Here is a 26,255-nt window from a genome sequence, read left to right as displayed (position 1 = left end):
ATGAGAGAAGTACAGAAAACAAAAGAAGAATGGCAGCAGGAACTAACTGGACAACAGTGTTTTGTGCTGTTTGAAAAAGGGACTGAGCGCCCATTTTCACATCCCTATAATGATAACAAGGAAGAGGGTACCTACGTGTGTGCAGCTTGTGGCACCCCGTTGTTCAGCTCCGAAACGAAATATGAATCAGGTTCGGGCTGGCCGAGCTTTTTTCAGCCGGTTGCAAAGGAGAGTGTGGAGGAAATCGTCGATAAAAGTCACGGTATGATCCGGACTGAAGTAGTTTGCAGAACCTGCGGGGGACATTTGGGGCACGTTTTCAATGACGGTCCAAAGCCAACAGGACTCAGATACTGCATGAATGGCGCTGCTTTGAAATTCAATAAAGCCGAATAGTATAATCGTAAAAGCCGGACACAATCATAAATGTCCGGCTTTTCTTATCTTTGAATTCTTACGAACCATAACGTTTGATGCAAGTTATCCGATCGTTTTTTAACAAAATAAAGGCAGTCTTCAGATTCATTGCCACACTCATCAACCGTATCGCATACAAGCTTACTTCATTGGTTACCGGCAAAAAACGCGCTGATAACCTGTTCCATTCCTATCGTCAAAACAAAAGATCCCTGCGCCGCTGGTGGGAAAACAATGTGGATACCAATTCCCGTTTTTACCGGCCGATCATGTTTATCTGGAAAACCTTTGCTTACGGGTTTCTGACATTTGCACTTTACATTTTTTGTGTGGAAACCAATTTCCTGTGGCTGATGGGAAGTATGCCGAGCGTTGAAGATCTACAAAATCCAAAAGTTGCCCAGTCCTCGGAGATATACACAGCAGACGGAGTAATGATCGGTAAGTTTTATACCGAAAACCGGACTCCGGTAACATTCAAAATGATCTCTCCGAACCTGGTAAAAGCTTTGATCGCGACCGAAGATGTACGTTTTTACAAACATTCGGGAATCGACTATAAAGCAATGGCGAGCGTGGCAATGGGCATTGTAACCGGCGCGACGGATCGTGGGGGAGGCAGTACTATCACACAACAGCTTGCAAAGAAATTATTTAAAACAAGAAAATCGGGTGCACGCGGAGTGCTAAGCTACATTCCCGGTTTCAGCATTTTAATTTATAAAACAAAAGAATGGCTGACTGCCATTAAGCTGGAAAGGAACTTTACCAAAGAAGAAATCCTGACCATGTATTTCAACACGGTTGATTACGGTAACAATACTTACGGGATCAATACGGCAGCGAAGTCGTATTTCAGTAAATCGCCCGACAGCCTCAATGTGCAGGAATCGGCGGTTTTGGTGGGTTTGCAAAAGGCGACTACCACCTACAACCCGATCCGCAACATGAAGCGGTCGCTTGAACGCCGGAATGTGGTAATTGCGCAAATGGAGAAATACGGGTACATCAGCGCCAAAGCAGCGGATTCGATCAGCGCGCTACCTATTGAGCTAAAAACCAAGTTCGAAACACCATACGACGGCAATGCCAATTACTTCAAGAATGCAGTTGTTGATTTTGTTAAAAAGTGGGGTGACGAAAATGGTTATGACCTTTATACCGATGGACTGAAAATCTATACGACGATCGACTCTCGGATGCAGGAAAAAGCCGAAGAAGCGATGACGCAGAAGATGAAGCAGCTGCAACGCGTGTTTGAAGATCACTGGCGAAACCAGAATCCATGGGTAGACGAACAAGGCAAGGAAATCACTGACTTTCTTCAAAACGTGGTAAAACGGACCAGCAAATACAAATCGCTTGCCGCCAAATTTCCGAACAATCCGGACAGCGTCAATTATTACCTGAATAAAAAAGACACCATGACAGTCTACGACTGGAAAAACAGTGGTGAGATGAAGAAATACTGGAGTTCAATGGATTCGCTGGATTACTACAAGCGGATTTTGCGCGCAGGTATGATGGCTATGAACCCGCAGAGCGGCCAGATCAAAGCCTGGGTGGGTGGTTTGGATTATAATTACTTCAAATACGATGCGGTAAAGCAAGGCAAAAGGCAGCCGGGATCGACATTCAAATCCTTCGTTTATACAACGGCGATTGATGATACTACTTACAATATGACCCCCTGTGATCAGATTGTAGATAAGCCGTTTGAGAAGATTTATATGGAAGACGGCGAGCAAAAGGAATGGAGACCGCGCAATGCAACGGGTACCTTTTCCTATGCAAGCATGACATTGCGGCGCGCCCTGGCACAGTCAATCAATTCGGTTACAGCAGAGCTTACGGACCAGGTTGGCGCGGATAATGTGGCCAGATACGCCAAGAAAATGGGTATTACTACGCCGCTTAAAGGATTACCTTCTATTGGTTTGGGTCCATTTGATGTTTCGCTTTACGATATGGTAGCCGCTTACAGTGTTTTTGTAAATAACGGAACCTACACACAGCCCATTTTAGTAACGAAAATTGAAGACAGCAACGGGAAAGTGATTGAAGAATTCCAGGCAGAGCACCGAGAGGCAATCCGGCCGGAATCCGCATTCCTGATGGTTCAAATGCTGAAAGCCGGAGTGGAAGAGCCGGGAGGTACTTCCGGCAGCATTCGCTGGAAATTTGATGTAACCCGTAACGGAAACGAACTGGGCGGCAAAACAGGAACTACATCCAATAACTCCGACGGCTGGTTTATGTGCATTACGCGCGACCTGGTAGTAGGCGCCTGGGTGGGTGGTGACGATCGCAGTATCCACTTCCGTACAACAAACCTGGGAGAAGGAGCTAAAACTGCGTTACCGATTGTAGGAAGCTTTTTAGAGAAGGTATACCGAGATAAATCGATCGGCTATGAACCCGGCCCATTCTCGAAACCGAGCTTCAAGATTACCAAAAACTACAACTGCCCTACCCTGTACCTGCCAAGTTCAATTGATTCGCTGGGCATTGAAGGCGATAGCACGCCTGCCGGAAGAAGCGCAGAAGATGAATTTTTAATCGGCCCGCCACCTATTCCACTGGATACGGGAGGGAGGAACTAGCTGATTTTAAACGTTGTCACCCTGAGCGCAGTCGAAGGGAGGAGCGATAACGCCCGCCCTTCGACTGCGCTCAGGGTGACAAAAATGGGCGATAAGGAAGAAGCCGAAGGCTATGGAAAGCCTAATTCTACGCCCCGATCTTTAATACTTCCTTGTACTGCATCCGGTACAGATTCGCGTAAGCTCCTTCTTTTTCCAGTAGCTGCTCGTGGTTGCCTTCTTCGACGATGCGTCCTTTATCTACGACAATAATTTTATTAGCTTCCTGAATCGTTGAGAGCCTGTGCGCGATAACGATGGCGGTGCGGCCTTTCATTAGTGTTTCAATCGCGTGCTGGATTAATTCTTCGGTCTCGCTATCTACCGAGCTGGTTGCCTCATCCAAGACAATAATCTTAGGCTCATGTACCATCGCGCGGACAAATGAAATTAACTGGCGCTGACCAACGGATAGTGTTGCACCACGCTCCATTACATTGTAGCTGTATCCGCCGGGCAGCCGCTCGATAAAATCGTGCACGCCCACCAGTTTAGCAGCTTCCACTATCCTTTCGTGGGTGATTGAAAAGTCGCCGAGCCGGATATTGTTTTCAATTGTATCGGAGAAAAGAAAAACATCCTGCAATACAATGCCGATGTTCCTGCGAAGTGCATTCAGTTCATAATCATGCACCTCCACGCCATCTACATAAATATTCCCTTTGTTGATGTCGTAAAAGCGGGTTAATAAATTGATGATAGACGATTTCCCTGCACCGGTTGCGCCAACAAGCGCGATGGTCTCACCTTCATTTACTTTGAAATTAATATCCTTCAAAACATATTCTTCCTCATTGTAGGCAAACCAGACATTTTTGAATTCGACATTACCTTTTATCATCTGGGGATCATAAGTGCCTTCGTTGGAGGTATATTCATCGCTGTCGAGCACTTTCAAAATACGGTCTGTGCTCACAATACCCATTTGCAAAGTATTGAACCGGTCGGCAAGCTGACGGATCGGGCGGAAAAAAAGGTTGATAAACATCACAAATGCGGTAACAGTACCGAAAGTCACTTCGCTATCCAGTATCTGTTTTGATCCGTACCAGACTACCAGACCAGTACCCGCAGCTGCGATCACATCAGCTACCGGAAAGTAAATGGAGTAATAAAGGATAGACCGGATATTCGCATTGCGGTGCACCTTATTGATCTCCCTGAATTTTTTATACTCAATATCCTCGCTGCTGAAAATCTGCACAATGCCCATTCCCGTTAAGTGCTCCTGCACAAACGAGTTCAGGTTAGACACCGCTGCACGCACTTCATTGAATGAGTCCTTGATCTTCTCCTTGAATATATAGGTACAGATCAGCATGAGCGGGATCATCGACAAGCTGATAAGCGACAGCTTCCAGTCGGTATAAAACATCACGGCGATGATCAGTATCAATTGCAGGATATCCCCGGCAATTGCCGCCATTCCGTCACTGAATACATTCGAAAGTGTTTCCACATCGGAAATAGTACGTGTTACGAGCCGGCCGATTGGGGTATTGTCAAAAAACTTTAATCTTAATCCGATTATTTTCCGGTAAAGCTGCACTCTGATATCGCGGATGATAAACTGTCCAAGCCAGCCCGACATATAGGTATTCCAAAACTGCGCAACTCCCTGAAAAATAGTAACAACCACCATCACGACCAGCATGATTGTCAGTTGCTGAAAATCGCCGTTTGCAATGGGCGTATCAATGGTGTACTTAATGAGCAGCGGCGTCAGAGGAGCTAGCAAGGCATTAAGCAGGATGATCCCTATCAATAAATAAAACTGGCGCTGGTAAGGGCGAACGAATGCATATAGACGTCTTAATGTAGGAAGATCGAATATTTGGCCGCTCTTGGTTTCCTGGTTCACCTTGAAATGGAATGGTTGTGGTTGTAGACTAGTGTCAATAACCAACAAAGTAAATTATAAAAACGTCACCAACGATTTCAAAAAACTCCCTCTGCTGGTAGTTTTAGTGATTCTGCGGCTTCTTAAAACATTGTAGCAACTGAAAAAGTAGATTATGATTCCCGTGTCAGACGCAATACCGGTTCATTCCCTGCCGAAAACACCCAGTCAGGTTTCTGCATTAAAAATATTCCGCTTCAAAAACAGCGTGGAGATCAATGAAGAGCTCGCTATTCCGCTCCCGATCACTCCATTACCAACCGATACGCCCCACAGGCACACTTACTACGAGATATTATTTGTGGAAGAAGGCCGGGGGTTTCATGAGATTGATTTTCGTTCCTACAACGTATTCGGCGCAGGGCTGCATTTTCTTACGCCGGGCCAGGTGCATTTGCTCACTTTTTCCAGTTCGTTTCAAGGCTTTATAGTTGCCTTTTCCGAGGACTTCTACCAATTTTATAATCCGGTCAGTCAGCCGCTTTCCCAGTATACATTCTTCCAGCCAGCGCGCCGCCAGCCCATTATCACGTTATCAGAATCGGAGAAGCGGTATTTCCATAATATTTTGGAAAATATGGTTTCTGATCATTTGAGCAATGAAGCAGATCAGGCGCTGATTGGCAGGTACCTCGGTGTTTTTTTACAAAAATGTGCGCTGCTAAGTCAGCAAAATACGCAGCCGGAAGAATCAGCAGCACAGCCTATTCCCGAACTGGTTGGCCGGTTTCAGGAAATGGTGGAGAAAAATTTCCTGCAGATACATGAAGTTCAGCAATATGCCAATGCCCTTTCGGTCTCTCCCGACTATTTAAGTAAAATCACTAAAAAGTACCTCGGAACACCTTCTCAGGAATATATACTGGACAAACTGCTGCTCGAAGCCAAGCGACTACTTGTCTTTACGGGCCTGAGCAGTAAAGAGATAGCCTATCACATTCACCTCGACGACCCTTCCTATTTCAGCCGCATCTTCAAAAAGAAAACAGGTCTTACCCCAAACGAATACCGCGAGCAAGTTCGGAAAAGTACCATCCATTAGCCGATTTGTACCTTGATCCGGTTTTTTGGCCATAATATCTTTGTATTATCCTATTAAGAAAATACTAAATAATACTATAAGGATACTATGCAGATCAGGAACGACCTCACCGCCGCATCACTTCAATCCAAACTGGACCGACTCTGGCAGGTTTCCGCCGAGAAAATCAACCTTATTAATAAGGAGTATGACAATTCGAAAGGCACGCCGGTATTTACGGTAAATGGTAAATATACGCTAAGAGGCTGGACAGAATGGACACAGGGTTTCCAATACGGGGCTGAGGTGTTGCAGTTTGACGCTACCGGCGATACCGCTTTTCTGGATTCAGCTAAAAAGAAGACAGTCGGATATATGGCTTCGCACGTGGGCCATTTCGGTGTTCATGATCACGGATTTAATAATGTAAGTACTTACGGCAATCTTTTGAGATTGATGAATGAGGGGCGCATTCCTGAAAATGAATGGGAACGCAACTTCTACGAAATTGCCCTGAAAATATCAGGAGCTGTACAAGCCAAACGCTGGACAAATACTAAGAATGGACAAGGTTTTATTCATTCGTTCAATGGTCCCCATTCCCTATTCGTCGACACGATCCGCTCGGTTCGTGCATTGATGGTCTCGCATTTAATGGGCCACAGTTTAATGGGTGAGAATGATGTAAAAACCAGTCTGCTGGAACGCGGCACATTGCACTCCATTGCTACTGCCAACTATGCAGTTTACTATGGCGAAGGCCGCGACAGTTATGATTTGTGGGGCCGCACTGCGCATGAAAGCGTCTTCAACACCAACGACGGCAATTACCGCTGCCCGAATTCACAGCAGGGTTTCTCCGGATTTACTACCTGGACGCGCGGGTTAGCATGGGCTATGCTCGGATTCGCCGAACAGCTGGAATCGCTTTCAAGCTTCAACAACGAAGAACTTGCAGCACTAGGCGGCAGGGAGGAAATTGAAAGAATATACCTCAAAGCAGCCAAAGCTACCTGTGATTTTTACATTGAAAATACAGCCGCAGATGGCATTCCTTACTGGGATACCGGCGCACCGCAACTCCATAAATTAGGCGATTACACCAGCCGCACTTCGGATCCTTACAATGAATTTGAACCAATCGACAGCTCAGCTGCCGCCATCGGTGCGCAGGGTTTATTGAGATTAGGTAAATATCTGGAAAGCAAAGGCCAGCAGGAAGAAGGCGGAAAATACTGGCAGGCAGGACTCACAGCAGCGGATTCACTCTTTGCAGAACCCTACCTGTCAACAGACCCAGCACACCAGGGATTGATTTTACACTCAATCTACCACCGCCCGAATGGCTGGGATAACATCCCGGCAGGCCAAAAAATCCCGAATGGAGAGTCGAGCATGTGGGGCGATTACCACGCAAGAGAACTGGCGCTTTACCTGGACAGGATTAATAAAGGATTGCCTTATTATACGTATTTAGGCGCTGTAAGGTAGCATGGTACCTGCCCTTCGACTGCGCTCAGGGTGACAAAAGCACTTGTCACCCTGAGCGCACCGGGCCGCCGGGCAGTCGAAGGGCAGGCACAAAAGCATTCATTAAAACAAAAACAAACCTTGGAAAACATAACACTCGACCGGTGCTGCATTCATACGATAACTACCAAGCCCTGGGAGCTTTCCGAGGCGGTGGAAAAGTATGCGGCGGCGGGGGTCAAAGGAATAAGCGTCTGGCAGAATTCAATAGAACGGATCGGTCCTCACCATGCCGGAGAGCTGATGCGATCTGCCGGACTTGAAATCGTTTCTTACGTACGCGGCGGATTTTTCCCGCACACCAGCAGCGCAGGCCGCGCGCAGGCGATTGATCATAACAAAAAATTACTTGAAGAAGCAGCCGCTCTGGGCGCGCCGATGATCGTACTCGTTTGTGGTGCCTCGCCCGATCAATCTCTTGAAAAATCGAGGGAGCAGATCAGAGAAGGTATCCAGGCGATACTGCCTCTTGCTGAAAAATTGAATGTAAAACTCGCCATCGAACCGCTGCATCCCATGTACGCGGCCGACCGCTCGGCAATTAATACGCTGGCGCAAGCAAATGATCTCGCAGAGTATTTCAACTCACCTTTCGTAGGAGTTGCCGTAGACGTTTACCATTTGTGGTGGGACGGTGATCTTGAAAAAGAAATAGCGCGCTGTGGCGCAAAAGGGAATTTGTTTGCTTACCACGTTTGCGATTGGAAAGTCAATACCATCGACTTACTAAATGACCGCGGATTAATGGGCGAAGGCTGCATTGACCTGAAAAAAATCAGAAGCTGGGTGGAAGCAACGGGCTTTAAAGGTTTCTGCGAAGTCGAAATCTTTTCAAATATCCATTGGGCCAAAGACCAGCATATTTTCCTGAAAGAAATCACGGAAGCTTTCTTAAAAACAGTATAAAAAAAACTAACTGCTAATAGCTAAAATCTAACAGCCAAAAAAATGACAACACATAACATCGGCATTATCATGAACGGCGTGACCGGCCGAATGGGGACGAACCAGCATTTACTGCGCTCTATCAAGGCGATCCGGGAACAAGGTGGTGTAAAACTTTCGGCAGACGAAGTGATCATGCCGGACCCTATTCTCGTGGGCAGAAACGAATCGAAATTGCAGGCACTGTGCAAGCAATCAGGTGTGGAGAAATATACGACTGACCTGGATTCCGTAATGTCAGATCCGAATTATCAGATCTATTTTGACGCACAGGTAACCGGCCGCCGCGCTGCTGCCGTGAAGAAAGCGATTTTGGCTGGGAAACACATTTATTGTGAAAAACCAACAGGTACTACTACCGAGGAAGCGTTGGAGCTTTACGAACTGGCAACTGCCGCAGGCTTAAAAAATGGTGTGGTACAGGACAAACTGTGGCTGCCGGGTATGCTCAAATTGAAGCGTTTAATGGAAAATGGATTTTTTGGAAAGATCCTTTCTGTGCGCGGCGAATTTGGCTATTGGGTTTTTGAAGGGCATAGTATCCCTGCTCAGCGGCCTTCTTGGAATTATCGTAAAGAAGATGATGGCGGGATTATCGTAGATATGCTTTGCCACTGGCGCTATGTACTGGATAATCTTTTTGGCAAGGTAAAATCGGTTTCCTGCCTCGGCGCCACCCACATTCCCGAGCGAATCGACGAAAACGGAAACCCTTACAAGGCAACTGCGGATGATGCCTGCTATGCAACTTTCGAGCTGGAAGGTGACGTAATCGCACAATTCAACTCTTCGTGGACAGTGCGCGTGCGCCGCGACGATCTTCTGACTTTGCAGGTCGACGGTACGCACGGTTCAGCAGTAGCTGGTTTGCGCGATTGCCATATTCAGCATTACGGAAATACGCCGAAGCCGGTATGGAATCCGGATATTCCGCAGCCAATCCCATTCTTCGAAGGCTGGGCGAAAGTACCTGAGCAAGAACTTTTTGATAATGCATTCAAAGCGCAGTGGGAGCTGTTTTTAAAACATATTGTAAAAGATACGCCATTCCCGTGGGACCTGAAAGCAGGTGCAAGAGGTGTTCAGCTGGCGGAAAAAGGTCTTGAAAGCTGGGCAAAACGCGCCTGGGTTGACATTGAGGAGCTATGAAAAAGACCGCTCTGATAACAGGAGGAAGCCGCGGAATCGGTTTTGGTATTGCAAAAGCATTGGCGAAAGAAGGTTACAATCTGGCGATCAATGGTGTGCGTGATGAAGAAAGCGTAACCGAAGCATTGGACGAACTACGCAGCCTTGGCGCAGAAGTGGTTTACTGCCAGGGAAGTATCGCCTCCGCAACTGACCGCGAGTCAATTATAGAAAAAGCCTATTCTGGCCTGGGAGAGATCAATGTCCTGGTCAATAATGCAGGGATCGCGCCACGCGTGCGACTCGACATTCTTGAAACTACCATTGAGAACTACGAAGAAGTGATGACCACCAACTTACAGGGTCCATTCTTCTTCACGCAGGCCATTGCCAAAAGAATGGCGCATACGAAGCAGAATAACCATGCATTTGAGGCGACGATCATTTTCGTTACGTCCATTTCTGCAACTGTGGCTTCCGTCAACCGGGGAGAATATTGCGTCTCCAAAGCGGGACTGGCGATGACAAACCTACTTTTCGCAGTAAGAATGGCCGAGTTCAATATCCCCGTTTTCGAGATTCGCCCCGGCATTATATCGACTGATATGACCTCCAAAGTCCAGGAAAAATACGATAATCTTTTTCAAGGCGGTATTGCATTACAACCACGCTGGGGTACCCCCGACGACGTAGGTAAAGCCGTAGCCTCCCTCACAAGAGGCGACTTCCCCTACTCCACCGGCCAGGTGATTGGTGTAGATGGGGGAATGTTGATTGATAGATTGTGATTTGGCTTTCGGCCGTCGGCTATCAGCTATCGGCTTTATTGTCTTGAATGGATGAATGAAATTCAAAGGCCAACCGCTGATAGCTGAAAGCCGAAATAAAACAAAAACCCGACTGCCGATAGCCGACAGCCGAAGTAAACCAACCGCTCCATGTCCGAACTTCCTACTTCCCGTCCTTCTCTTTTATCGCAATTAATGCAGGTGCCGGTTATTGTGGCGGCACTGGGTTACCTGGTCGATATGTACGACCTGTTTTTGTTTAGCGTCGTGCGTGTCCCGAGTTTGAAGGCGCTGAATGTGCCGGAAGACCAGCTGCTCACCGAAGGTATCAGTCTGCTGAACTACCAAATGGCGGGAATGCTGATTGGTGGCGTTTTGTGGGGCGTTATAGCTGACAAAAAAGGCCGTTTATCGGTGCTTTTTGGCTCGATTATCATGTATTCCCTTGCCAATATCGGAAACGGTTTTGTCACTTCACTTGATCAGTATGCAATCCTGCGCTTCATAGCGGGAGTGGGTCTGGCAGGTGAACTGGGTGCGGGAATTACGCTGGTAACAGAGGTTTTGCCAAAAGAGATAAGAGGTTATGGAACTACGCTCGTGGCGACTTTGGGTGTGCTGGGTGCTATTCTGGCTTATTTTGTGGCAGATTTGTTTGCGTGGCGGATCTCGTATTTCGTCGGTGGTGGAATGGGCTTGCTGCTATTGGTACTGCGATTCAATGTATTTGAGTCCGGTATGTTCAAGCACGTGAAGGAAAAGTCGGTCGACCGGGGGAATATCATGATGATCCTGACCAATGGAAAACGATTTGGTAAATATATGATGGCGATCCTGGTGGGACTTCCGATCTGGTTTGTGGTAGGTATCCTGATTACGTTCTCGCCGGAGTTTGGTGCTGCAAAAGGTATTGAGGGCATCAATGCAGGGAAAGCAGTAATGCTTGCATTTTCTGGCCAGGTTGGGGGAGATATAGTGAGCGGTTTACTAAGTCAATATCTGAAAAGTCGCAAAAAGGTGATCAGGCTATTTATCCTGCTTTCACTGGCGATGGTAGTAGGTTATCTGTTAATTCCGATCACTGATTTGTTCTCATTCTACCTGCTTTGTGCCTTACTTGGTTTCTGTAACGGCTACTGGACATTGTTCATCACCATCGCCGCTGAGCTTTTCGGAACAAACCTGCGTGCAACTGTTGCTACTACTGTCCCCAACTTTGTACGGGGAGCTACTATTCCACTTGCGGCGCTATTTGTCAACTTCAAACCGGACCTTGGTGTGATCCAAAGCGGGCTTGTCATCGGAGTAGCTACGTCTGCAGTAGCGCTGCTTGCCTTATATTATCTGGAAGAAACTTTTACGAAAGACATGGATTTTGTAGAGAAGGAATAGTTCCTGTTCTTAATTGTTTTACCAGGAAATGGCTGTCTGCACCGCGGGCAGCCATTTTTTTTAACAGTTATTAACATTCCACCAAGCAACTTTCACCTTCATACGCCCATCATTAGACCGAAATTGAGTCCACCACATCAAACCATTTAATTACTCATGAAAGATATCCGCCACTCATTTACTTAAACCACCATTCCTGTACTTTGTAATACATAGTACTGGGTTTTGCACCACCTTTGTTATGTCCTCAGGGACAAAAAAGAAAATCAAAACAACAGCCATAAACATAAATTAGCCATGAAAACCTCATTCAAATTCTTCGCATTAGCTTTCGCATTCGTAGCTGCATCTTTCACTGCCAACGCAGAAGACAAAGAAGCCAAAAAAGCAGCATTGGGAACAGGTATCTACCCTACCAAAGCAGGCAAGATCAATGTATTGGTAGACAAAGCAAACACAGAATCAAGCACTATTTTGTTGCTTAAAAACGAGAGCGGTGATGTTGTTTACCGCGAGACAGTTAGTAAAGGACAACAAAAATTCGGTCGCACTTTGAATCTCGACAGCATGGAAGCCGGACAGTACAAGCTGGACGTGATCAGCGGAGGTGAAGTTCAATCCAAAACTTTCCAGCTGTCAGAACAGAAAGTAGAACGTATCGTTACTGTGAAATAATTCATTTAGTTAGGGTTCAAAAAGGCTCCCGGGGTTCTCCTCGGGAGCTTTTTTGTTTATACGTCTAAATAAGTTATATTTAGACGTATAGACTCAAAGATATGGACACTAAACTGACTTTAAGACTTGACACGGAAACCATTGAACGTGCAAAGAACTATGCGAGAACCAAGAAGGTGAGCCTATCGCATTTGATTGAAAATTATTTGAATTTCGTAACAACTGTCGACGAGCAGTCTTCTGATATAACGCCGTTTGTAAAAAGTCTTTCCGGCGCAGTCACGCTGCCTGAGAAGTACGACGAAAAGGAAGCATATCAAAAACACATACTAGAAAAATATTCGAAATAGCAATTTGGAAAAGGTTTTTGTTGACACTGATGTTTGTATTGATCTGCTATCCGGACGGAAACCTTTCAATAGTTTCGCCGAGCGACTGTTCACATTGGCAGAGCAAGGAAAGATTGAGATCTGTATTTCCGCACTTTCGATATCCAATATTCATTATGTTTTAAATGCCCAGTATAGCGTTAAAGAGCCGACGTTGTTGATTGCGCGTTTCAGAACACTGGTTACGATACTATCCGTGGACAGCAAAGTGATAGATCGTGCTATTGCTTCCGGTTTTGCCGACTTTGAAGACGCAATTCAATATAATACGGCGATCGAAAATAGCATTCATGTGCTGATCACCAGAAATCTCAAGGATTATAAATTGGCAGAAATAAGAATAGTAACGCCTGAAGCATATCTCGCCTTCTTATAAGGAGATACAATCTCTACACCCCTTTTTTAATTGTTCAGAATTTCGGTTGCATTTTGAACCTCACACCAAAGAACCAACCAGAATGCGCGTGGCTGGGGGATTTGGCAAGATTATGCATGTAAGTAACTATGCATGATCGTGGTAAATGCGATTTACGCATCCTCGCACAAGAATTGAGCAAGAGTATTTATCAACAAAAAACAACACCCTACTACTATGGATTCACGTCGTGATTTTCTGCAAAAATTAGGTTTTGGAATTGGTGCTACTGCATTGGCAGACCTGCCTGCCGCAGCAAGGGAATTGTACTCCGGCCCGAAAGCCGACAAGCAGTTGCGCGTCGCGATCATGGGTCTGGGCAGCTATGGAACTCGCGTGGCTGAGGCGATGAAAGATTGCAAAATGGCAACTTTGGTCGGTGCCGTTTCCGGCACACCAGCTAAGCTGGAAGAATGGAAAAAGAAGTACAACATTCCTGAAAAGAACACGTACAATTACGAGACGGTCGCTCAGATCAAGAACAATCCGGACATTGATCTGGTGTACATTACCACTCCTAACTCGCTGCATCACAAACATGTGCTGCAAATCGCGGCAGCAGGCAAGCATGTACTTTGTGAAAAACCGGTCGCAGATAATGCGAAGCAGACGCGTGAAATGATCGCCGCCTGTGAAAAGGCTGGAGTGAAGTTTTACATTGGCTACCGGATGCACTTCGAGCCGCATACCCGCGAGCTGATCCGTATGCGTGAGGCAGGCGAGCTGGGCAAGATCATGCATGTGAACAATTATATGGGCTTCAAATCCGGCGATCCAAATCAGTGGAGGCTTAAAAAGGCTTTGGCTGGCGGCGGCGCGATGATGGACGTGGGCATTTATGCATTAAATGGAGCCAGGTATTGCACAGGCGAAGAGCCGATTTGGGTGACAGCGCAGGAATCGAAAACCGATCCTGTCAAATTCAAAGAGGTGGACGAAACAATTATGTTCCAGCTGGGCTTTCCAAGTGGCGTAATCGCGAGCTGCGGCACAACTTACAATTTCAATAACTACGAAAGATTATATGTGGTTGGAGAGAAGGGTTTTGTGGAACTCAGTCCCGCATTCAGCTACGGTCCAATTAAGGGCCGGACACACAAAGGTCCGATGGACCAGCCAGTAGTGACCCACCAAACCTTGCAAATGGACGGTATTGCCGACATTATCCTGAACAATAAGCCCGATCCTAATGTAAGTGGTGCAGAAGGTTTGAAAGATATGATCGTCGTAGATGCGGTTTATGAGTCCATTCTGAAAGGCGGCGCAAAGATTATGTTAGCGGGTAAATAGCAATCTAAAATCATTAGGAATTACCATGAATTCTCAAAAGTTGTTCAAACAAGGCATTTCCGTTTTCATGGTGATTCTTGCATTAAGTACCAGCTGCAGTAAAAAAAGCACCACTGTTTCGAAAAGTGGTGACACAGACAATCGCTTTAAAGTAATCGGCTATTTACCAAACGGTAATGATTTACAAGCTTCTGCCAACCAGGTCGACTTTGGTAAGATCACACATTTGTACATCGCTTTTATCAACCCCGACTCGTTGGGAAATCTTACACGAACCGCAGGTTTGAAAGAAACGGCCGTGGTTGCCCATTCGAAAAACGTAAAAATCGTGGCCTCCATCGGCGGAGGCAGTGCTCCTAAGTATTATCCTTCGTTCTTGGTTGGGGAGAAGAAAAATAAGCTGATCAAAGACCTGGTAAATCTGGCAGTTGACAATAACCTCGACGGCATTGATGTGGATTTGGAAGGTGCATTGATTGACTCAAATTATGAAAACTTTGTGATCGACCTTGCCGTTGCATTAAGGCAGAAAAACAAACAAATCACCGCCGCCATTGCGACTGTTTACAAGGATCAGTTCACCGACAAAGCACTGGCGCAATTCGATTTTGTAAATATCATGTCCTACGACCGCACCGGTCCCTGGCGGCCCGAAACACCCGGTCCGCACGCCCCCTACTCCATGGCTGAGGAAGACCTCGACTACTGGCTGAACACCCGCAAAATCCTCAAAGAAAAACTAACCCTGGGCGTGCCTTTCTACGGCTACGGCTTTGGCGGCAATGCTCCGGAAAGTATGTCCTACAAAAGCATTCTCCGCCAATATCCCGACTCGGTGAATCAGGATCAAATGCATTTGAATGGCGGGATTGTGTACTATAATGGCTTACCTACCATCCGGAAGAAAACAGAGCTGGCGAAAGACAAAGTTGGCGGCGTGATGATCTGGCAGTTGTTGCAGGATAGCACGGGGGTGAAGTCGCTGCTGGGGGAGATTGATGGGGTGGTGAAGGGGAGATGATCATAATAAGCCGTTTATACAACTTTAATGTTTTTAGGAATTTCGCGAAGTTTATTGCTAATTAATTAAAGCTACATGTATAAAATCACATCAGAAGACAAGGATTTACAAAAAATGGTTAACAAGGATAGGGCTTCATTAGCCACTACCTTTTCTAAAAATTTTGAAATCCAAGAAAAAACATTGGATCTAATTTCCAAATCCATTCGACACGCTGACTTTAATCGGTTTGACAGTAATAAGATAATTTGGAATGTTGCAGGATATGTGAACATATTATCTTACGACCTTAAAGTTGTTGTCAAGAATCTTGTACTTGCAAAAGAGGAATGGGAAAAAAGATATTTTGTCAGACAACTAGCACTACTCGCCTATGAAGGAATGAATGATCTACTAGAGTTACTAGGCAAAACCTTTCGGAGAACCAGATCAACACTTTCAAATCATGAAAAATTTATTGATGAGCTTAATACAAATGTTTCGAGGCTCAACACTTTCAAGTCGACCAGGGAGCATTCATTGAAAAAGATTCGAAATGTTTCGATAGCACATAGAGATAGATCCTCAATTGAACAACTTAATGTAATATATGATATTACTTGGAGCGAGGGTATAAGCATTGGCACTGAATTCGACCAAATACTAAACCCTATTGGAGGATTTCTGCAAAATGTAATTAACAAAAGCGTTGTCGAATTTGAGGAATTGAAAACGAGAAATAAATAAATCAACTTTTAAATGTCTTATTTACTCGAAACGAGCAACTCCTTCACATCCACGTCAAGTAACTTCGCTATCTCAAAAAAAGTCTCAATCGTAGGCTGCATATCATTTGTACACCAACGGGATACCGTTGATTTATCCTTGCCAGTTACCTCTGCAAGCCATTTCGACGATTTTTCTTTCTCTGCAAGAACAATCTTTATTCTGTTGTACTTCTGCTTGGGCATGAGCCGGAGATTTCGTTTGACGCAAACTTAGTGAAAACTTTAAGTTAATGATAATGAGAACCTTAACGCTCATTTATATGTACAAAACGAAACAAAATTTTCGCAAAACGAAATTTTATTTTAGTTTTACGAAAACTTAATTGTAGATTCGTATGCCAATATTCAAGGAACGTCAGTTAAAAATTTATCCAAAATACCAGCAAACGTCCCAGTGGAGGAGCAAGTTCGTTCCCGAAATCCGTCTTTGTGGCAAATGGCTGGAAGATATGGGTTTCGACTACGGCGAACACATTACGGTGCGGCTGGAAGGAGAGAAGTTGATTATTGAACCGGTTGGCGAGTTGAGGAAGAATCCGCAGTTGGAGATTTGGAGTTGAGTTGCTTGCTCCATTCTTTATCTTCTTTAATACAACGGAATTTATAGGCGATATTATCACTATTACACATCTCATGCTATCACAAGCACTTGCTGTAGATACACTTCGGAATATGGGTATCGACTTTACGATAACCGCCTTCAGGCGATCCATTTCCAGCCGTGATGCGGACACCATATTTTATCTATTCATCCAAGCTGGGATTTTCGAAAAACTAAAAAACCATAATAGTATTATTCTATATACCATTCGCAACGGTTCACTTGAGAAGGTAAGAGCAGTCTTTAACGGGTTGGCTTTAAGGGAACTTTCTCCCGAACACTTTTTTGAATTGACTGACAGAGCTGCCTTCGAACAGTATGATACACCTGATAGCGCGTCAGCCTCTCAATGGAAAGCTTCCTTATTTGGATTTATAGATCAGGTGCGGGATGTAAATTTCATTAAGGTTCAGTCTTTTCGATCACATAATCATCTGGCGGCCGAGGAACAATCTCCACTAAGATTAGCTGTTTTCATAAAATCTCCTGAACTCGTTCAGTCCCTCATTGAAAAACATGCATCTGTGAACCACCGTTTCACAAAAGATAGTTATTTACAAGGTGGCAATCTGCTCCATCTTCTTTCATCCCAAAACAAGACGACTACTGCGGATCTTACCATTGCAGAAATTTTGATTAAAGCAGGAATTGCAATCGACCTGCGAGACACGAACAATCATACTCCGTTGGCCCGGTGCGCTATGAACGGATTAACCGATCTGGCAGATATTCTCATCAGGCAAGGAGCTCAAATTGACGAAAAGGTGGGCTCGCGCGGGGACAGTACTATTTTGATGTACAGCATCATCCATAAAAATTATGACATTACGAAGCTTCTGCTTGATAGCGGGGCAGACATTCACTACAAAGATAAAAATGGCTGGACAGCTGCAAAGCTGGCTTTCGGGCGACGAAATAAAGAAATTGGGGAAGCTTTGGTTTCAAGGGGAGCTATTCTGCGCCCGTTCATCGGTCTGAGTGGATCAACATACACCGGAGGAGGCATACTTGTCGAAATATTGGATAACACCGTGTCTGGAAGCGCTTATGCTGCGGGCATTCGGATACATGACATTCTTATCGGAGCAGATTTCCAGCCTGTGAATTCGATACAGGAACTAATAGAAGTGATCGCCCGGAAGAGGCCCCTAGATACAATGATAGCTACTATTCTCCGTAACAATACTGTTTTGGAGTTCGTAGTCGAAATCCAAGTCATATAGTTAAACAGGTGACGATTTGAATTACGAAAGTAAAGAATGCAGGCCCTATTCAACTATTATGGACGGTTTACCTGTATTTTCACTCTCAAAAAAACCCTGCTATTTTACAGTGAACAGCCACTTCAAGGCAATGAAAGTTAAGATTATAACTGCTTTTTTATTCTCTTTTTCCTCAGCATTCGCTCAGGTGGACCTCACCACCCCATTCAAATCCTGCAACCTCGAAGGCAGCATTACCATTTACGATAAAACAGGGAAATGGCTGACCAGTGATGAGGAAGATTCACGCCGGGAGACTCAGCCTGCTTCTACATTCAAGATCATTAACCTGCTCATTGCACTTGAAACAGGTGTGATTAAGGATGAAAATGAGATTGTCAAGTGGCCGGGTTCTACCGACACGACGCTGTATGGATACAGGCCAGAAATATACCATGACATTTCGGTCAAAGAAGCATTCGAAGTGTCGGCGGGTTGGGCGTTTATTGAACTAGCGAAAAAGATTGGCTGGAAACAGTATCTACATTACCTGAAAGCTGCAAAATACGGGAATAATAACCTGTCTGAAAAAGGCGACGACTTTTGGAATTTTGGTGCATTCGGTGTTTCACCACGCAATCAGGTCACTTTTCTCGCGGCGGTTTACGCAGGGAAAGTACCCTTTTCAAAACGCAATATTGATATTCTCAAAAAGGTGATGGTCAATGAACAAACTGCTGACTATACGCTCCGCGCTAAAACAGGCTGGACGCGGGTGGACGGAAATGACATTGGCTGGTGGGTTGGCTACGTAGAACGAAAAGACAACACCTATTTTTTTGCCACACGTGTAACCAAAAAGCGAAGTACGCCCAACCCGGAATTTGGGAATTGCCGCAAGACCATCACCAGGGAAGTGCTGCGGCAACTTGGTGCGTTCTGAAACGTGTCAAACCGAACGATCATTTAGCAATTGCCTTCTGCTAATTGAATGCAAAGAAGTTTAATCGCCTTCCTAACTTCTGCCCATTCATGTAAAATCTTCTGAATGGCAAATTTATCCGATGCTTATAAGACTCAGGAAATCAAACTACCAATTGGATACAAACTCATGTTTACGAGTGAAGGCCCCGATAATATAATTAAAGCTGTGCAGTACACTTATGTTCGAAAGTTTGAAGGCAGAAACGTATACAATCTTGGATTTGGAGACTATGATCCGCAATTCGATCACATTATTGATCAGGCAAAGTCCAACAACGGAGATGCATATAAGGTATTTCGCACCGTTTTGTCCACTATTCCACCATTCTTCGAGAACTTCCCGGAAGCAATCATTATGGTACAAGGAAGCGACAGCCGAACAGACTTTGCTGAGAAATGCAGAGAAACATGCATTAGACGCTGCACCAAGGTTTGCCGCAAGTTCAACCAGCGGATCACACTTTATCGCAATTATGTTGAGAAAAACTTCCAGGTTCTGGGTCTACACTACTGGTTTTTAGGTGGATTTTTAAGAGAAAACAGAAGCCTCACCACTGAACTTTACATACCAGGGCGGTTATATGATGCCATTCTCTTTTTTAGAAAATAGTTGTAACTTTAAGATATGGAAACAAAAGAAAAAAATCCATCTGTCATTCCAAATGACCCGGAAGAGCGAGCTGAATTTCTGAGGCAATTACTGATAAAAATCGGTGACCGCGATCTCTTTCCAGAAAAAACAGCCCGGGCCCGGCAGTTTTTGGAAGGTCTTGAAAAAAGCCAGCAACGTTTGATCCCATAGTTATTGAGGTGCCACTTACGGCACCTTTTTTATTATCGCAACATTCGGCGCATTCCGAAATCACTCCAGATTTTACCAATGCGAGCTTTTGAACAAAGCACATTTGAGCTTTTCAACAAAACTGTCACATTCATTTCCCCTGACCTTTGCTATCGTAATTTAAAAAGACAGAACGATGACAAAGGTTTGGTTTATCACAGGCAGCTCCCGCGGATTGGGAAAGAGCCTCACTGCAGCAGTACTTAAAAGCGGCGATAAAGTAGCTGCAACTGCAAGAAATACGGAACAATTAGATGAATTCGTCCGCCGGTATCCCGATCAGGTACATCCCATCAGGCTGGACGTAACGAACAAGGAGCAAATCCATGCAGCAGTAGGTGACGCTGTCCAACATTTCGGGAGAATCGATGTACTGGTGAACAATGCCGGCTTCGGGATTACTGGTGCAGCAGAGGCTTTTACCGACGAACAGGTCCAAAGTCAACTGGCTACCAACTTGTACGCACCCATAGAAGTCACCCGCGCCGTACTTCCGCACATGCGGAAACAACGATCTGGCCGCATTCTTCAGATCAGCTCCATTGGCGGGCGGGTAGGCGGTGCTGGGCTCACCATGTACCAGGCTGCAAAGTTCGGTCTAAGCGGATTCAGCGAGGCATTGTCAAAGGAAGTAGCACCGTTAGATATCAAAGTTACATGCATTGAACCCGGCGGTTTTCGCACGGATTGGGCTGGTTCCTCCATGAGTTTTGCGCCGGAAATTGAAGGCTACGAGCAAACGGTAGGCGGCATCCGAAAGTTTCTGGAAAGCGGGGCATTTGTCCCTGTAGGTGATCCTGATAAAGCCGCGAAGGTGATGGTAGACTTAGCCAACCATCCGGAACCTCCGTTACATCTGGTACTTGGAAGCGAGGCGATCGGCATTCTGCAACGCGCCGATGCAACCAGGCAGGCAGAACTCGAAAAATGGATGCAGGTAAGTCTTTCCACAGATCACGACGAATCTGAAAACTTTTTTGAATCGAAGGCCGGTAAGGTTTACCAGATTATGAAAGGTATCTAACAGATTTCGCATTTTGAAATCAGAGACAGCTTGCAGAACAAATCAGTGCTGCAATGCTGTTTCTTTGAAATAATTTAAACAATGACAAACCCGGTTCAAGGCTCCGAGTTATCTCAGATTGTATACTCCTGCTACCACGCAAGGAGCCGCGAGGGGGAGCAGTTTGTTGAAGAACATGCTTTCAGCTTTCAGATTGCCGGCTCGCTTGTGCTTAATGATGGGCGCGGCGAATACATCAGCAATGAAGGCGATTTCAGGCTCAGCAGGAGAAACAGCCTGATTAAATTCAATAAGTATCCGCCGGAAAACGGCGATTTCAAATCCATTTCCATCTTTTTCGATCAGCAAACGCTGCGCAATTTCAGCATTGAATACGGGTACACTGCAGCGCCGCATCAAAATCACGCTTCGGTAATCGAATTGCGTCCTGACAAGTTGCTGAAAAGCTATATACTCTCGCTTATACCCTACTACGAAACAAATCAACCCGATAATCCGGATTTGGTTTCGCTGAAATTACGTGAAGCACTGCTGATTCTGTTACAAACCAACCCGGAGTTGAAAGACATTCTTTTCGATTTCAGTGAACCTGGAAAAATTGACCTGGAAGGCTTCATGAACCAGAATTTCCATTTCAATGTGCAGCTGAAACGGTTTGCCTATCTGACCGGAAGAAGTCTGGCTACATTCAAGCGTGATTTTGAAAAGATTTTTCACATTTCTCCAAGCCGCTGGCTGGTGCAACGCCGGCTGGAAGAAGCCTATTATTTGATCAGGGAGAAAGGCAAGGCGCCATCTGAGGTTTACCTGGAAATTGGTTTTGAAGACCTTTCCCATTTTTCCTATGCATTCAAAAAAGCCTATGGCGTCGCTCCTTCGAGAATTTGACAAGTAAGGAACCAAGGCTGACCGGCTTTTTAGAACAAGGCCGCATCAACACAACCCGGCACTGTTTTTACTATGAAACGATCAGCAAGTATATTTTCTATTTTTTCCGGATTAACAGCTTTGCTCTTTCCGGCTTTACTTTCAGCACAAATGATGGATTCCAAATCAATAGCAGCTCCCGGAGCACAGGTTGAAAAACTTGGTGAAGGTTATAAATTCACTGAAGGACCTACCCCAGACAAAGACGGAAACGTATTTTTCACCGATCAACCCAACAACAAAATCATCCGTTGGGACGCAGAAACGGGTAAATTCTCTGTTTTTTCGGATAAAGCAGGCAGGGCTAACGGAATGTACTTCGATAGCAAGGGAAACCTGATCAGCTGCTCAGATGAAGACAATCAGGTTTGGTCTTTTGATAAAAACGGAAAAGCAACTGTGCTTGTCAAAGACTACGAAGGCAAGCTGCTAAATGGACCAAATGACCTCTGGGTAGATGCAAAAGGCGGCATTTACCTGACAGACCCGCTTTACAAACGCGATTACTGGAAGCGTGACCCGGCAATGCAGCAGGACGGTGAGCACGTATATTATCTAAGTCCCGACCACAAAAAACTAACCCGCGTTGACGAGAAGATCAAAAAGCCAAATGGTATTATCGGTACGCCCGACGGCAAAACATTGTATGTAGCGGACATTGGTGATAACAAGACCTACAAATACGATATTCAGAATGACGGAACACTGACCAACAGAACCCTTTTTGTTTCAAAAGGCTCCGATGGTATGATCCTGGACGAAGAAGGAAACCTGTACATTACCGGAAAAGGCGTTACGGTTTTCGATAAAAATGGCGAACAAATCGCGCACTTTCCAACACATAATGGCTGGACAGCCAATCTTTGTTTTGGAGGAAAAAACCGGGACCTGTTGTTTATAACTGCCGAAACTGCGGTTTATGGTTTGAAAATGAGGGTTAAAGGGGTGAAGTAACTTCGGCTATTGGCTTTCGGCGATCAGCTTTAAAGGAGGCTCAAATGAGCCTCCTTTGCCGTTTACACAAAATTTATCTTTCGCCTGCAACTTTCGTATCCTTTCTTGTTTCTGGAAATAAAAACTCTATTTATTTCCATGAACCAGCGATTCAAATCCTCTTTACACATTGTGAAAGGCCTTCTTTTTACGGCCGCATTTTCTCTTCTCATTTTTTCCTGCCGGACTGCCGAAGTTGCAGTTAATAATCAACTTAAAACGGATACCGAAACTTACCAGGTAAAAGGTCGTCAGGGATTTCAAATTGGCCAGGTACTGTCATTTGGAGATTACAAAACCAGCAAAGTCAAGCGTGGGTGGACATTCAGCTATTCGCTTCCATTTATCGTTAAGTTCAACGGAGCGCGCGAAAAGATCAGCTTTCAGCAATTTGGCTTAAATGGGACTACTGCTGATGTGGCGCTTGTGAGCCGGTTTAAGGAAAGCGAATATGCGCCTTTAGAGGATTACTTCTCTATTTCTCTCAAATACAAAAACTACTTTGCAGGTACGGTCAAAATTGCAGAATCCAGTGAATCGTGGGACTTTCTGGTTCATAACGTAGACGGAGCAAGCCGGAGTTTAAGCAAGAACAGCACTGTCGGTTTTGTCCGCTCCAACCACATTAAAATAGAAATTGAAGGCATTCGCGAGCTGGAAGGCTCCACTTCATTTTTGACCCAAAATGACGTATACGGCTATCAATTTACATGGGATGGAAAAGTAGTAGCGGCCGTATCCACGATTAACAATGGGAAAGTGTGGTTTAAAAAAGAGCTTGACCCGAATCTCAAACTCGTTCTCGCAAGCGTATCTTCCGGGTTGATGCTCCGCAACAACATGGATGACAATACAATAAGCATGCATTAAGAATGCCCCCCGGAGTTGGTAATGCGCGAAAAACGGATCATACTATAAATATTATCGGGTCGTTACAAAAGCGAACCAGCTCCCGCACTATGCGATTTTTGTTTACTCCTCTCCTTTTTCTTGTAACAATTGCTGCGCTGGCGCAGGACCGGATTACCATCAGCGGCTTCGTGAAGGAAAGCGGGAGCCAGGAGCAATTGCCGGGCGTGAATGTGTACATTGAAAATTCACCTTACGGGAGCGTCACCAACACCTACGGATTTTACTCGCTCACCCTTCCCCGAACCGACTCTGCCCGCATTTCATTCTCCTTTGTCGGATATGAAAAAGTAACCCGCCCCATGAGCTTACTTCGGGATGCAGAGCTGAATATCTTTCTCGCAACCATTACCCAGCTCGAAGAAGTAGTGGTTTCTGCGAGAAAACAGGAAGATTATGTAAGCCGCGATGTGCAAATGAGCAAGGTCGAGATTCCGATCCAGCAGCTTAAAAAGATACCCGCATTTTTTGGTGAAAAGGATGTACTCCGCGTCTTGCAGCTTATGCCGGGTGTACAGAAAGGGACCGAGGGACAAACCGGATTGTATGTACGCGGCGGCGGACCGGACCAGAACCTGATCATTCTCGATGATGCAGTGGTATATAATGCAAACCACCTTTTCGGCTTCTTTTCCATTTTCAACAGCGACGCGCTGAAAAGTGTGGAGCTCACAAAAGGTGGTTTTCCTGCGCGTTATGGTGGCCGGCTTTCCTCGGTTCTGGAAATGAATATGAAAGAAGGCAGCAAAGAAAAATTGCACGGTGAAGGTGGTATCGGGTTAATTTCCTCCCGACTTACATTGGAAGGGCCTATCTCAAAAGGTAAATCCTCTTTTCTGATCTCGGGACGGCGTACTTACATTGATATTCTGGCCGCGCCATTTATCGCCCAGTCGCAGCAGGGATCAGATAGTCAGGTGAAGCCCGGCTATTATTTTTATGATCTGAATGCAAAAATGAACTATGATCTTGGCTCAAAGGACAAGCTTTACGTGAGCGGGTATTTTGGGAGAGACAAGTTTCATGCTAATGAAAAAAGCTCTGACTCGGAAACCCGCGCAGGCCTGGCCTGGGGGAATGCAACCGCAACCATGCGCTGGAACCACGTATTGAATCAGAAGCTTTTTGTCAACACTTCACTGATTTACAGCAATTTCGACTTTGGAGTTTCGAGTTACACCAAAGAAATCAATGCAAATGATACCGATGAATTCAGCCTCGATTATAACTCGAAAATACGTGATTTTGGAGGCAAGATCGATTTCGACTTTTACCCATCGACCAAACATGCAGTCAAATTCGGAGGACTTGCGACTTTCCACCGGTTTGTACCTTCGGCGCTTGCAATCGAGGGTTCATTCATCGATAACTCCATTGAAAGATCGGTCAGGCCCGTCAACTCGCTTGAAGCCGGGTTATACATTGAAGACACCTGGCAGGCGCTTGAAGCATTCAAAATAAATGCAGGGTTCAGGTTAAGCTCATTTCAGACCGAAACCAAAAACTATATCAGGCCGGAGCCACGGTTTTCAGCTGCATTAAGGCTGGCGAAAGATTTCTCGTTTAAAGCTTCCTATGCACAAATGAACCAGTATGTGCATTTGCTCTCCAATACCGGCCTCGGACTTCCAACCGACCTCTGGGTACCTACCACCGATCGCATTGCTCCTCAGCAGTCCAGACAGGTAGCAGTCGGTTTTGCCAAAGACCTCGAAAAACCTGCCATTACATTGACATTGGAAGGTTATTACAAAGCAATGGACAACATTTTAAACTACAAGGAAGGATCGTCTTTTTTAAGTTTTAATGGAGAAAATGCAAATGAACTGAGCTGGGAAGAAAATGTTACTGCCGGTAAAGGCTGGTCTTATGGTGCCGAATTTTTGATCCAGAAGAAAACTGGGCGCTTTTCAGGATGGATCGGCTACACTTTGTCCTGGACTTACTGGAAATTTCCCGAGCTGAACTTTGGCCGGACCTTCTTTCCGCGTTACGACAGGCGGCATGATTTGTCGGTTGTGGGCATTTATGAGCTAAGCAAGCGCATTACCCTGAGTGCAACCTGGGTTTACGGAACCGGAAATGCATTGACCCTCCCAATCTCGACTTACACCGGCCTCAGAGACAATTTTGTGCCGCGTGTTACTCCGGAAGGGCAAACAGTTATCGACTGGGGCGGCAGGGAAGTGAATGAATACGGCCAGAAAAACAGCTTTCGTGCAGAGCCTTTCCACAGAGGCGACGTGGCTATCCAGTTTCACAAAAAGAAGAAAAGGCACGAGCGGACCTGGGAGTTCGGCATTTACAATGTTTATAACAGGCGCAATCCATTCTTCTATAATATCGATAGTGAAAACGTGACCGAAGGCTCGTCAGTCAGAAGCAGGAAAACGTTGAAACGCTATTCACTATTCCCTATCCTTCCCTCATTCAGCTACAATTTCAAGTTTTGAT

General features: G+C 45.4%; 26 protein-coding genes. 24 read left to right on the top strand and 2 right to left on the bottom strand.

Annotated features, from left to right (window positions below; genetic code table 11):
• On the top strand, positions 1-396 hold the full coding sequence (gene msrB, locus ASG33_RS04885) for a peptide-methionine (R)-S-oxide reductase MsrB (protein WP_056283273.1): 396 nt from the start codon (positions 1-3) through the stop codon (positions 394-396).
• Positions 397-473: 77 nt separating this feature from the next.
• Positions 474-3,020 carry a penicillin-binding protein 1A gene (locus tag ASG33_RS04880; protein WP_056280965.1) on the top strand — a complete coding sequence of 849 codons (2,547 nt, stop codon included), beginning with the start codon at positions 474-476 and terminating at the stop codon, positions 3,018-3,020.
• Between the two features lie 127 nt (positions 3,021-3,147).
• Here ASG33_RS04880 and ASG33_RS04875 read toward each other — a convergent pair whose 3' ends face one another.
• Complete coding sequence (locus ASG33_RS04875; RefSeq protein ID WP_056280963.1) at positions 3,148-4,920, bottom strand: ABC transporter ATP-binding protein; 1,773 nt, start codon at positions 4,918-4,920, stop codon at positions 3,148-3,150.
• Positions 4,921-5,074: 154 nt separating this feature from the next.
• Here ASG33_RS04875 and ASG33_RS04870 point away from each other — a divergent pair, with 154 nt between their 5' ends.
• The 12 genes from ASG33_RS04870 (at position 5,075) to ASG33_RS04815 (ending at position 16,279) form a co-directional block, all read left to right on the top strand.
• Entirely contained in the window at positions 5,075-6,001 is a 927-nt protein-coding gene (locus tag ASG33_RS04870; RefSeq protein ID WP_056280961.1) for an AraC family transcriptional regulator, read from the top strand.
• Positions 6,002-6,088: 87 nt separating this feature from the next.
• Entirely contained in the window at positions 6,089-7,471 is a 1,383-nt protein-coding gene (locus ASG33_RS04865; RefSeq protein WP_056280959.1) for a glycoside hydrolase family 88 protein, read from the top strand.
• Positions 7,472-7,591: 120 nt separating this feature from the next.
• Positions 7,592-8,416: a sugar phosphate isomerase/epimerase gene (locus ASG33_RS04860; protein ID WP_056283272.1), complete on the top strand. Its 825-nt coding sequence runs from the start codon at positions 7,592-7,594 to the stop codon at positions 8,414-8,416.
• A 42-nt stretch (positions 8,417-8,458) separates the two neighbouring features.
• Positions 8,459-9,604, top strand: coding sequence for a Gfo/Idh/MocA family protein (locus ASG33_RS04855; RefSeq protein WP_056280958.1), 1,146 nt, complete (start codon positions 8,459-8,461; stop codon positions 9,602-9,604).
• A complete protein-coding gene (locus ASG33_RS04850) occupies positions 9,601-10,371 on the top strand; it encodes a 3-ketoacyl-ACP reductase (protein ID WP_056280956.1) in 771 nt (256 codons plus the stop codon). The genes ASG33_RS04855 and ASG33_RS04850 overlap by 4 nt, the downstream gene beginning before the upstream one ends.
• Positions 10,372-10,521: 150 nt before the next feature.
• A complete protein-coding gene (locus ASG33_RS04845; RefSeq protein WP_056280954.1) occupies positions 10,522-11,763 on the top strand; it encodes an MFS transporter in 1,242 nt (413 codons plus the stop codon).
• Positions 11,764-12,060: 297 nt separating this feature from the next.
• Entirely contained in the window at positions 12,061-12,438 is a 378-nt protein-coding gene (locus tag ASG33_RS04840) for a hypothetical protein (RefSeq protein WP_056283269.1), read from the top strand.
• A 101-nt stretch (positions 12,439-12,539) separates the two neighbouring features.
• A complete protein-coding gene (locus tag ASG33_RS04835; RefSeq protein WP_031526125.1) occupies positions 12,540-12,788 on the top strand; it encodes a DUF6364 family protein in 249 nt (82 codons plus the stop codon).
• Between the two features lie 4 nt (positions 12,789-12,792).
• Positions 12,793-13,203 (top strand): PIN domain-containing protein, encoded by a 411-nt coding sequence (locus tag ASG33_RS04830; RefSeq protein WP_056280952.1) that lies wholly within the window; start codon positions 12,793-12,795, stop codon positions 13,201-13,203.
• A gap of 216 nt (positions 13,204-13,419) precedes the next feature.
• Positions 13,420-14,532, top strand: a complete 1,113-nt coding sequence (locus ASG33_RS04825; protein ID WP_056280950.1) for a Gfo/Idh/MocA family protein — start codon at positions 13,420-13,422, stop codon at positions 14,530-14,532.
• A gap of 25 nt (positions 14,533-14,557) precedes the next feature.
• Positions 14,558-15,553, top strand: a complete 996-nt coding sequence (locus ASG33_RS04820) for a glycosyl hydrolase family 18 protein (RefSeq protein WP_056280947.1) — start codon at positions 14,558-14,560, stop codon at positions 15,551-15,553.
• A gap of 75 nt (positions 15,554-15,628) precedes the next feature.
• Positions 15,629-16,279 (top strand): hypothetical protein, encoded by a 651-nt coding sequence (locus tag ASG33_RS04815; protein ID WP_056280945.1) that lies wholly within the window; start codon positions 15,629-15,631, stop codon positions 16,277-16,279.
• Between the two features lie 17 nt (positions 16,280-16,296).
• Here ASG33_RS04815 and ASG33_RS04810 read toward each other — a convergent pair whose 3' ends face one another.
• Complete coding sequence (locus ASG33_RS04810; RefSeq protein ID WP_056280943.1) at positions 16,297-16,503, bottom strand: helix-turn-helix transcriptional regulator; 207 nt, start codon at positions 16,501-16,503, stop codon at positions 16,297-16,299.
• Between the two features lie 152 nt (positions 16,504-16,655).
• On the opposite strand from ASG33_RS04810, the gene ASG33_RS04805 reads away from it, so the two are divergent.
• The 10 genes from ASG33_RS04805 to ASG33_RS04765 all read left to right on the top strand — a co-directional run bounded on the left by ASG33_RS04805 (position 16,656) and on the right by ASG33_RS04765 (position 26,254).
• Positions 16,656-16,880, top strand: a complete 225-nt coding sequence (locus tag ASG33_RS04805; protein ID WP_056280940.1) for a SymE family type I addiction module toxin — start codon at positions 16,656-16,658, stop codon at positions 16,878-16,880.
• Between the two features lie 112 nt (positions 16,881-16,992).
• On the top strand, positions 16,993-18,144 hold the full coding sequence (locus ASG33_RS04800; protein WP_162242724.1) for an ankyrin repeat domain-containing protein: 1,152 nt from the start codon (positions 16,993-16,995) through the stop codon (positions 18,142-18,144).
• A gap of 130 nt (positions 18,145-18,274) precedes the next feature.
• The gene (locus ASG33_RS04795) at positions 18,275-19,066 is read left to right on the top strand and encodes a penicillin-binding transpeptidase domain-containing protein (protein ID WP_056283265.1); all 792 of its coding nucleotides are present in this window, start codon (positions 18,275-18,277) and stop codon (positions 19,064-19,066) included.
• Positions 19,067-19,171: 105 nt separating this feature from the next.
• The gene (locus ASG33_RS04790; RefSeq protein WP_056280935.1) at positions 19,172-19,717 is read left to right on the top strand and encodes a DUF6934 family protein; all 546 of its coding nucleotides are present in this window, start codon (positions 19,172-19,174) and stop codon (positions 19,715-19,717) included.
• 15 nt (positions 19,718-19,732) lie between these two features.
• Entirely contained in the window at positions 19,733-19,909 is a 177-nt protein-coding gene (locus tag ASG33_RS25720; RefSeq protein ID WP_157474575.1) for a hypothetical protein, read from the top strand.
• A 175-nt stretch (positions 19,910-20,084) separates the two neighbouring features.
• On the top strand, positions 20,085-20,972 hold the full coding sequence (locus tag ASG33_RS04785) for an oxidoreductase (RefSeq protein ID WP_056280933.1): 888 nt from the start codon (positions 20,085-20,087) through the stop codon (positions 20,970-20,972).
• A gap of 81 nt (positions 20,973-21,053) precedes the next feature.
• Complete coding sequence (locus tag ASG33_RS04780; RefSeq protein ID WP_056280932.1) at positions 21,054-21,860, top strand: AraC family transcriptional regulator; 807 nt, start codon at positions 21,054-21,056, stop codon at positions 21,858-21,860.
• 153 nt (positions 21,861-22,013) lie between these two features.
• Entirely contained in the window at positions 22,014-22,853 is an 840-nt protein-coding gene (locus tag ASG33_RS04775) for an SMP-30/gluconolactonase/LRE family protein (protein WP_229238606.1), read from the top strand.
• A 138-nt stretch (positions 22,854-22,991) separates the two neighbouring features.
• Positions 22,992-23,762, top strand: coding sequence for a hypothetical protein (locus ASG33_RS04770; protein ID WP_056280928.1), 771 nt, complete (start codon positions 22,992-22,994; stop codon positions 23,760-23,762).
• Positions 23,763-23,851: 89 nt separating this feature from the next.
• Positions 23,852-26,254, top strand: a complete 2,403-nt coding sequence (locus ASG33_RS04765; protein WP_056280926.1) for a TonB-dependent receptor — start codon at positions 23,852-23,854, stop codon at positions 26,252-26,254.
• Position 26,255 lies beyond the last annotated feature (1 nt).

The organism is Dyadobacter sp. Leaf189, from assembly GCF_001424405.1.
Lineage (GTDB): Bacteria > Bacteroidota > Bacteroidia > Cytophagales > Spirosomataceae > Dyadobacter.
Note: the sequence above shows the minus strand (reverse complement) of the source record. Positions and strands in the feature narration are given on the sequence as shown.

Excerpts from the sequence above, each read along its gene's own strand:
- ASG33_RS04800 (WP_162242724.1), top strand. The coding sequence starts at position 16,993 with ATGGGTATCGACTTTACGATAACCGCCTTCAGGCGATCCATTTCCAGC.
- ASG33_RS04810 (WP_056280943.1), bottom strand. The coding sequence starts at position 16,503 with ATGCCCAAGCAGAAGTACAACAGAATAAAGATTGTTCTTGCAGAGAAA.
- msrB (WP_056283273.1), top strand. The coding sequence starts at position 1 with ATGAGAGAAGTACAGAAAACAAAAGAAGAATGGCAGCAGGAACTAACT.
- ASG33_RS04835 (WP_031526125.1), top strand. The coding sequence starts at position 12,540 with ATGGACACTAAACTGACTTTAAGACTTGACACGGAAACCATTGAACGT.
- ASG33_RS04825 (WP_056280950.1), top strand. The coding sequence starts at position 13,420 with ATGGATTCACGTCGTGATTTTCTGCAAAAATTAGGTTTTGGAATTGGT.
- ASG33_RS04845 (WP_056280954.1), top strand. The coding sequence starts at position 10,522 with ATGTCCGAACTTCCTACTTCCCGTCCTTCTCTTTTATCGCAATTAATG.
- ASG33_RS04780 (WP_056280932.1), top strand. The coding sequence starts at position 21,054 with ATGACAAACCCGGTTCAAGGCTCCGAGTTATCTCAGATTGTATACTCC.
- ASG33_RS04855 (WP_056280958.1), top strand. The coding sequence starts at position 8,459 with ATGACAACACATAACATCGGCATTATCATGAACGGCGTGACCGGCCGA.
- ASG33_RS04770 (WP_056280928.1), top strand. The coding sequence starts at position 22,992 with ATGAACCAGCGATTCAAATCCTCTTTACACATTGTGAAAGGCCTTCTT.
- ASG33_RS04790 (WP_056280935.1), top strand. The coding sequence starts at position 19,172 with ATGGCAAATTTATCCGATGCTTATAAGACTCAGGAAATCAAACTACCA.
- ASG33_RS04820 (WP_056280947.1), top strand. The coding sequence starts at position 14,558 with ATGAATTCTCAAAAGTTGTTCAAACAAGGCATTTCCGTTTTCATGGTG.
- ASG33_RS04795 (WP_056283265.1), top strand. The coding sequence starts at position 18,275 with ATGAAAGTTAAGATTATAACTGCTTTTTTATTCTCTTTTTCCTCAGCA.
- ASG33_RS04865 (WP_056280959.1), top strand. The coding sequence starts at position 6,089 with ATGCAGATCAGGAACGACCTCACCGCCGCATCACTTCAATCCAAACTG.
- ASG33_RS04850 (WP_056280956.1), top strand. The coding sequence starts at position 9,601 with ATGAAAAAGACCGCTCTGATAACAGGAGGAAGCCGCGGAATCGGTTTT.
- ASG33_RS04880 (WP_056280965.1), top strand. The coding sequence starts at position 474 with ATGCAAGTTATCCGATCGTTTTTTAACAAAATAAAGGCAGTCTTCAGA.
- ASG33_RS04870 (WP_056280961.1), top strand. The coding sequence starts at position 5,075 with ATGATTCCCGTGTCAGACGCAATACCGGTTCATTCCCTGCCGAAAACA.
- ASG33_RS25720 (WP_157474575.1), top strand. The coding sequence starts at position 19,733 with ATGGAAACAAAAGAAAAAAATCCATCTGTCATTCCAAATGACCCGGAA.
- ASG33_RS04765 (WP_056280926.1), top strand. The coding sequence starts at position 23,852 with ATGCGATTTTTGTTTACTCCTCTCCTTTTTCTTGTAACAATTGCTGCG.
- ASG33_RS04840 (WP_056283269.1), top strand. The coding sequence starts at position 12,061 with ATGAAAACCTCATTCAAATTCTTCGCATTAGCTTTCGCATTCGTAGCT.
- ASG33_RS04775 (WP_229238606.1), top strand. The coding sequence starts at position 22,014 with ATGGATTCCAAATCAATAGCAGCTCCCGGAGCACAGGTTGAAAAACTT.
- ASG33_RS04805 (WP_056280940.1), top strand. The coding sequence starts at position 16,656 with ATGCCAATATTCAAGGAACGTCAGTTAAAAATTTATCCAAAATACCAG.
- ASG33_RS04815 (WP_056280945.1), top strand. The coding sequence starts at position 15,629 with ATGTATAAAATCACATCAGAAGACAAGGATTTACAAAAAATGGTTAAC.
- ASG33_RS04785 (WP_056280933.1), top strand. The coding sequence starts at position 20,085 with ATGACAAAGGTTTGGTTTATCACAGGCAGCTCCCGCGGATTGGGAAAG.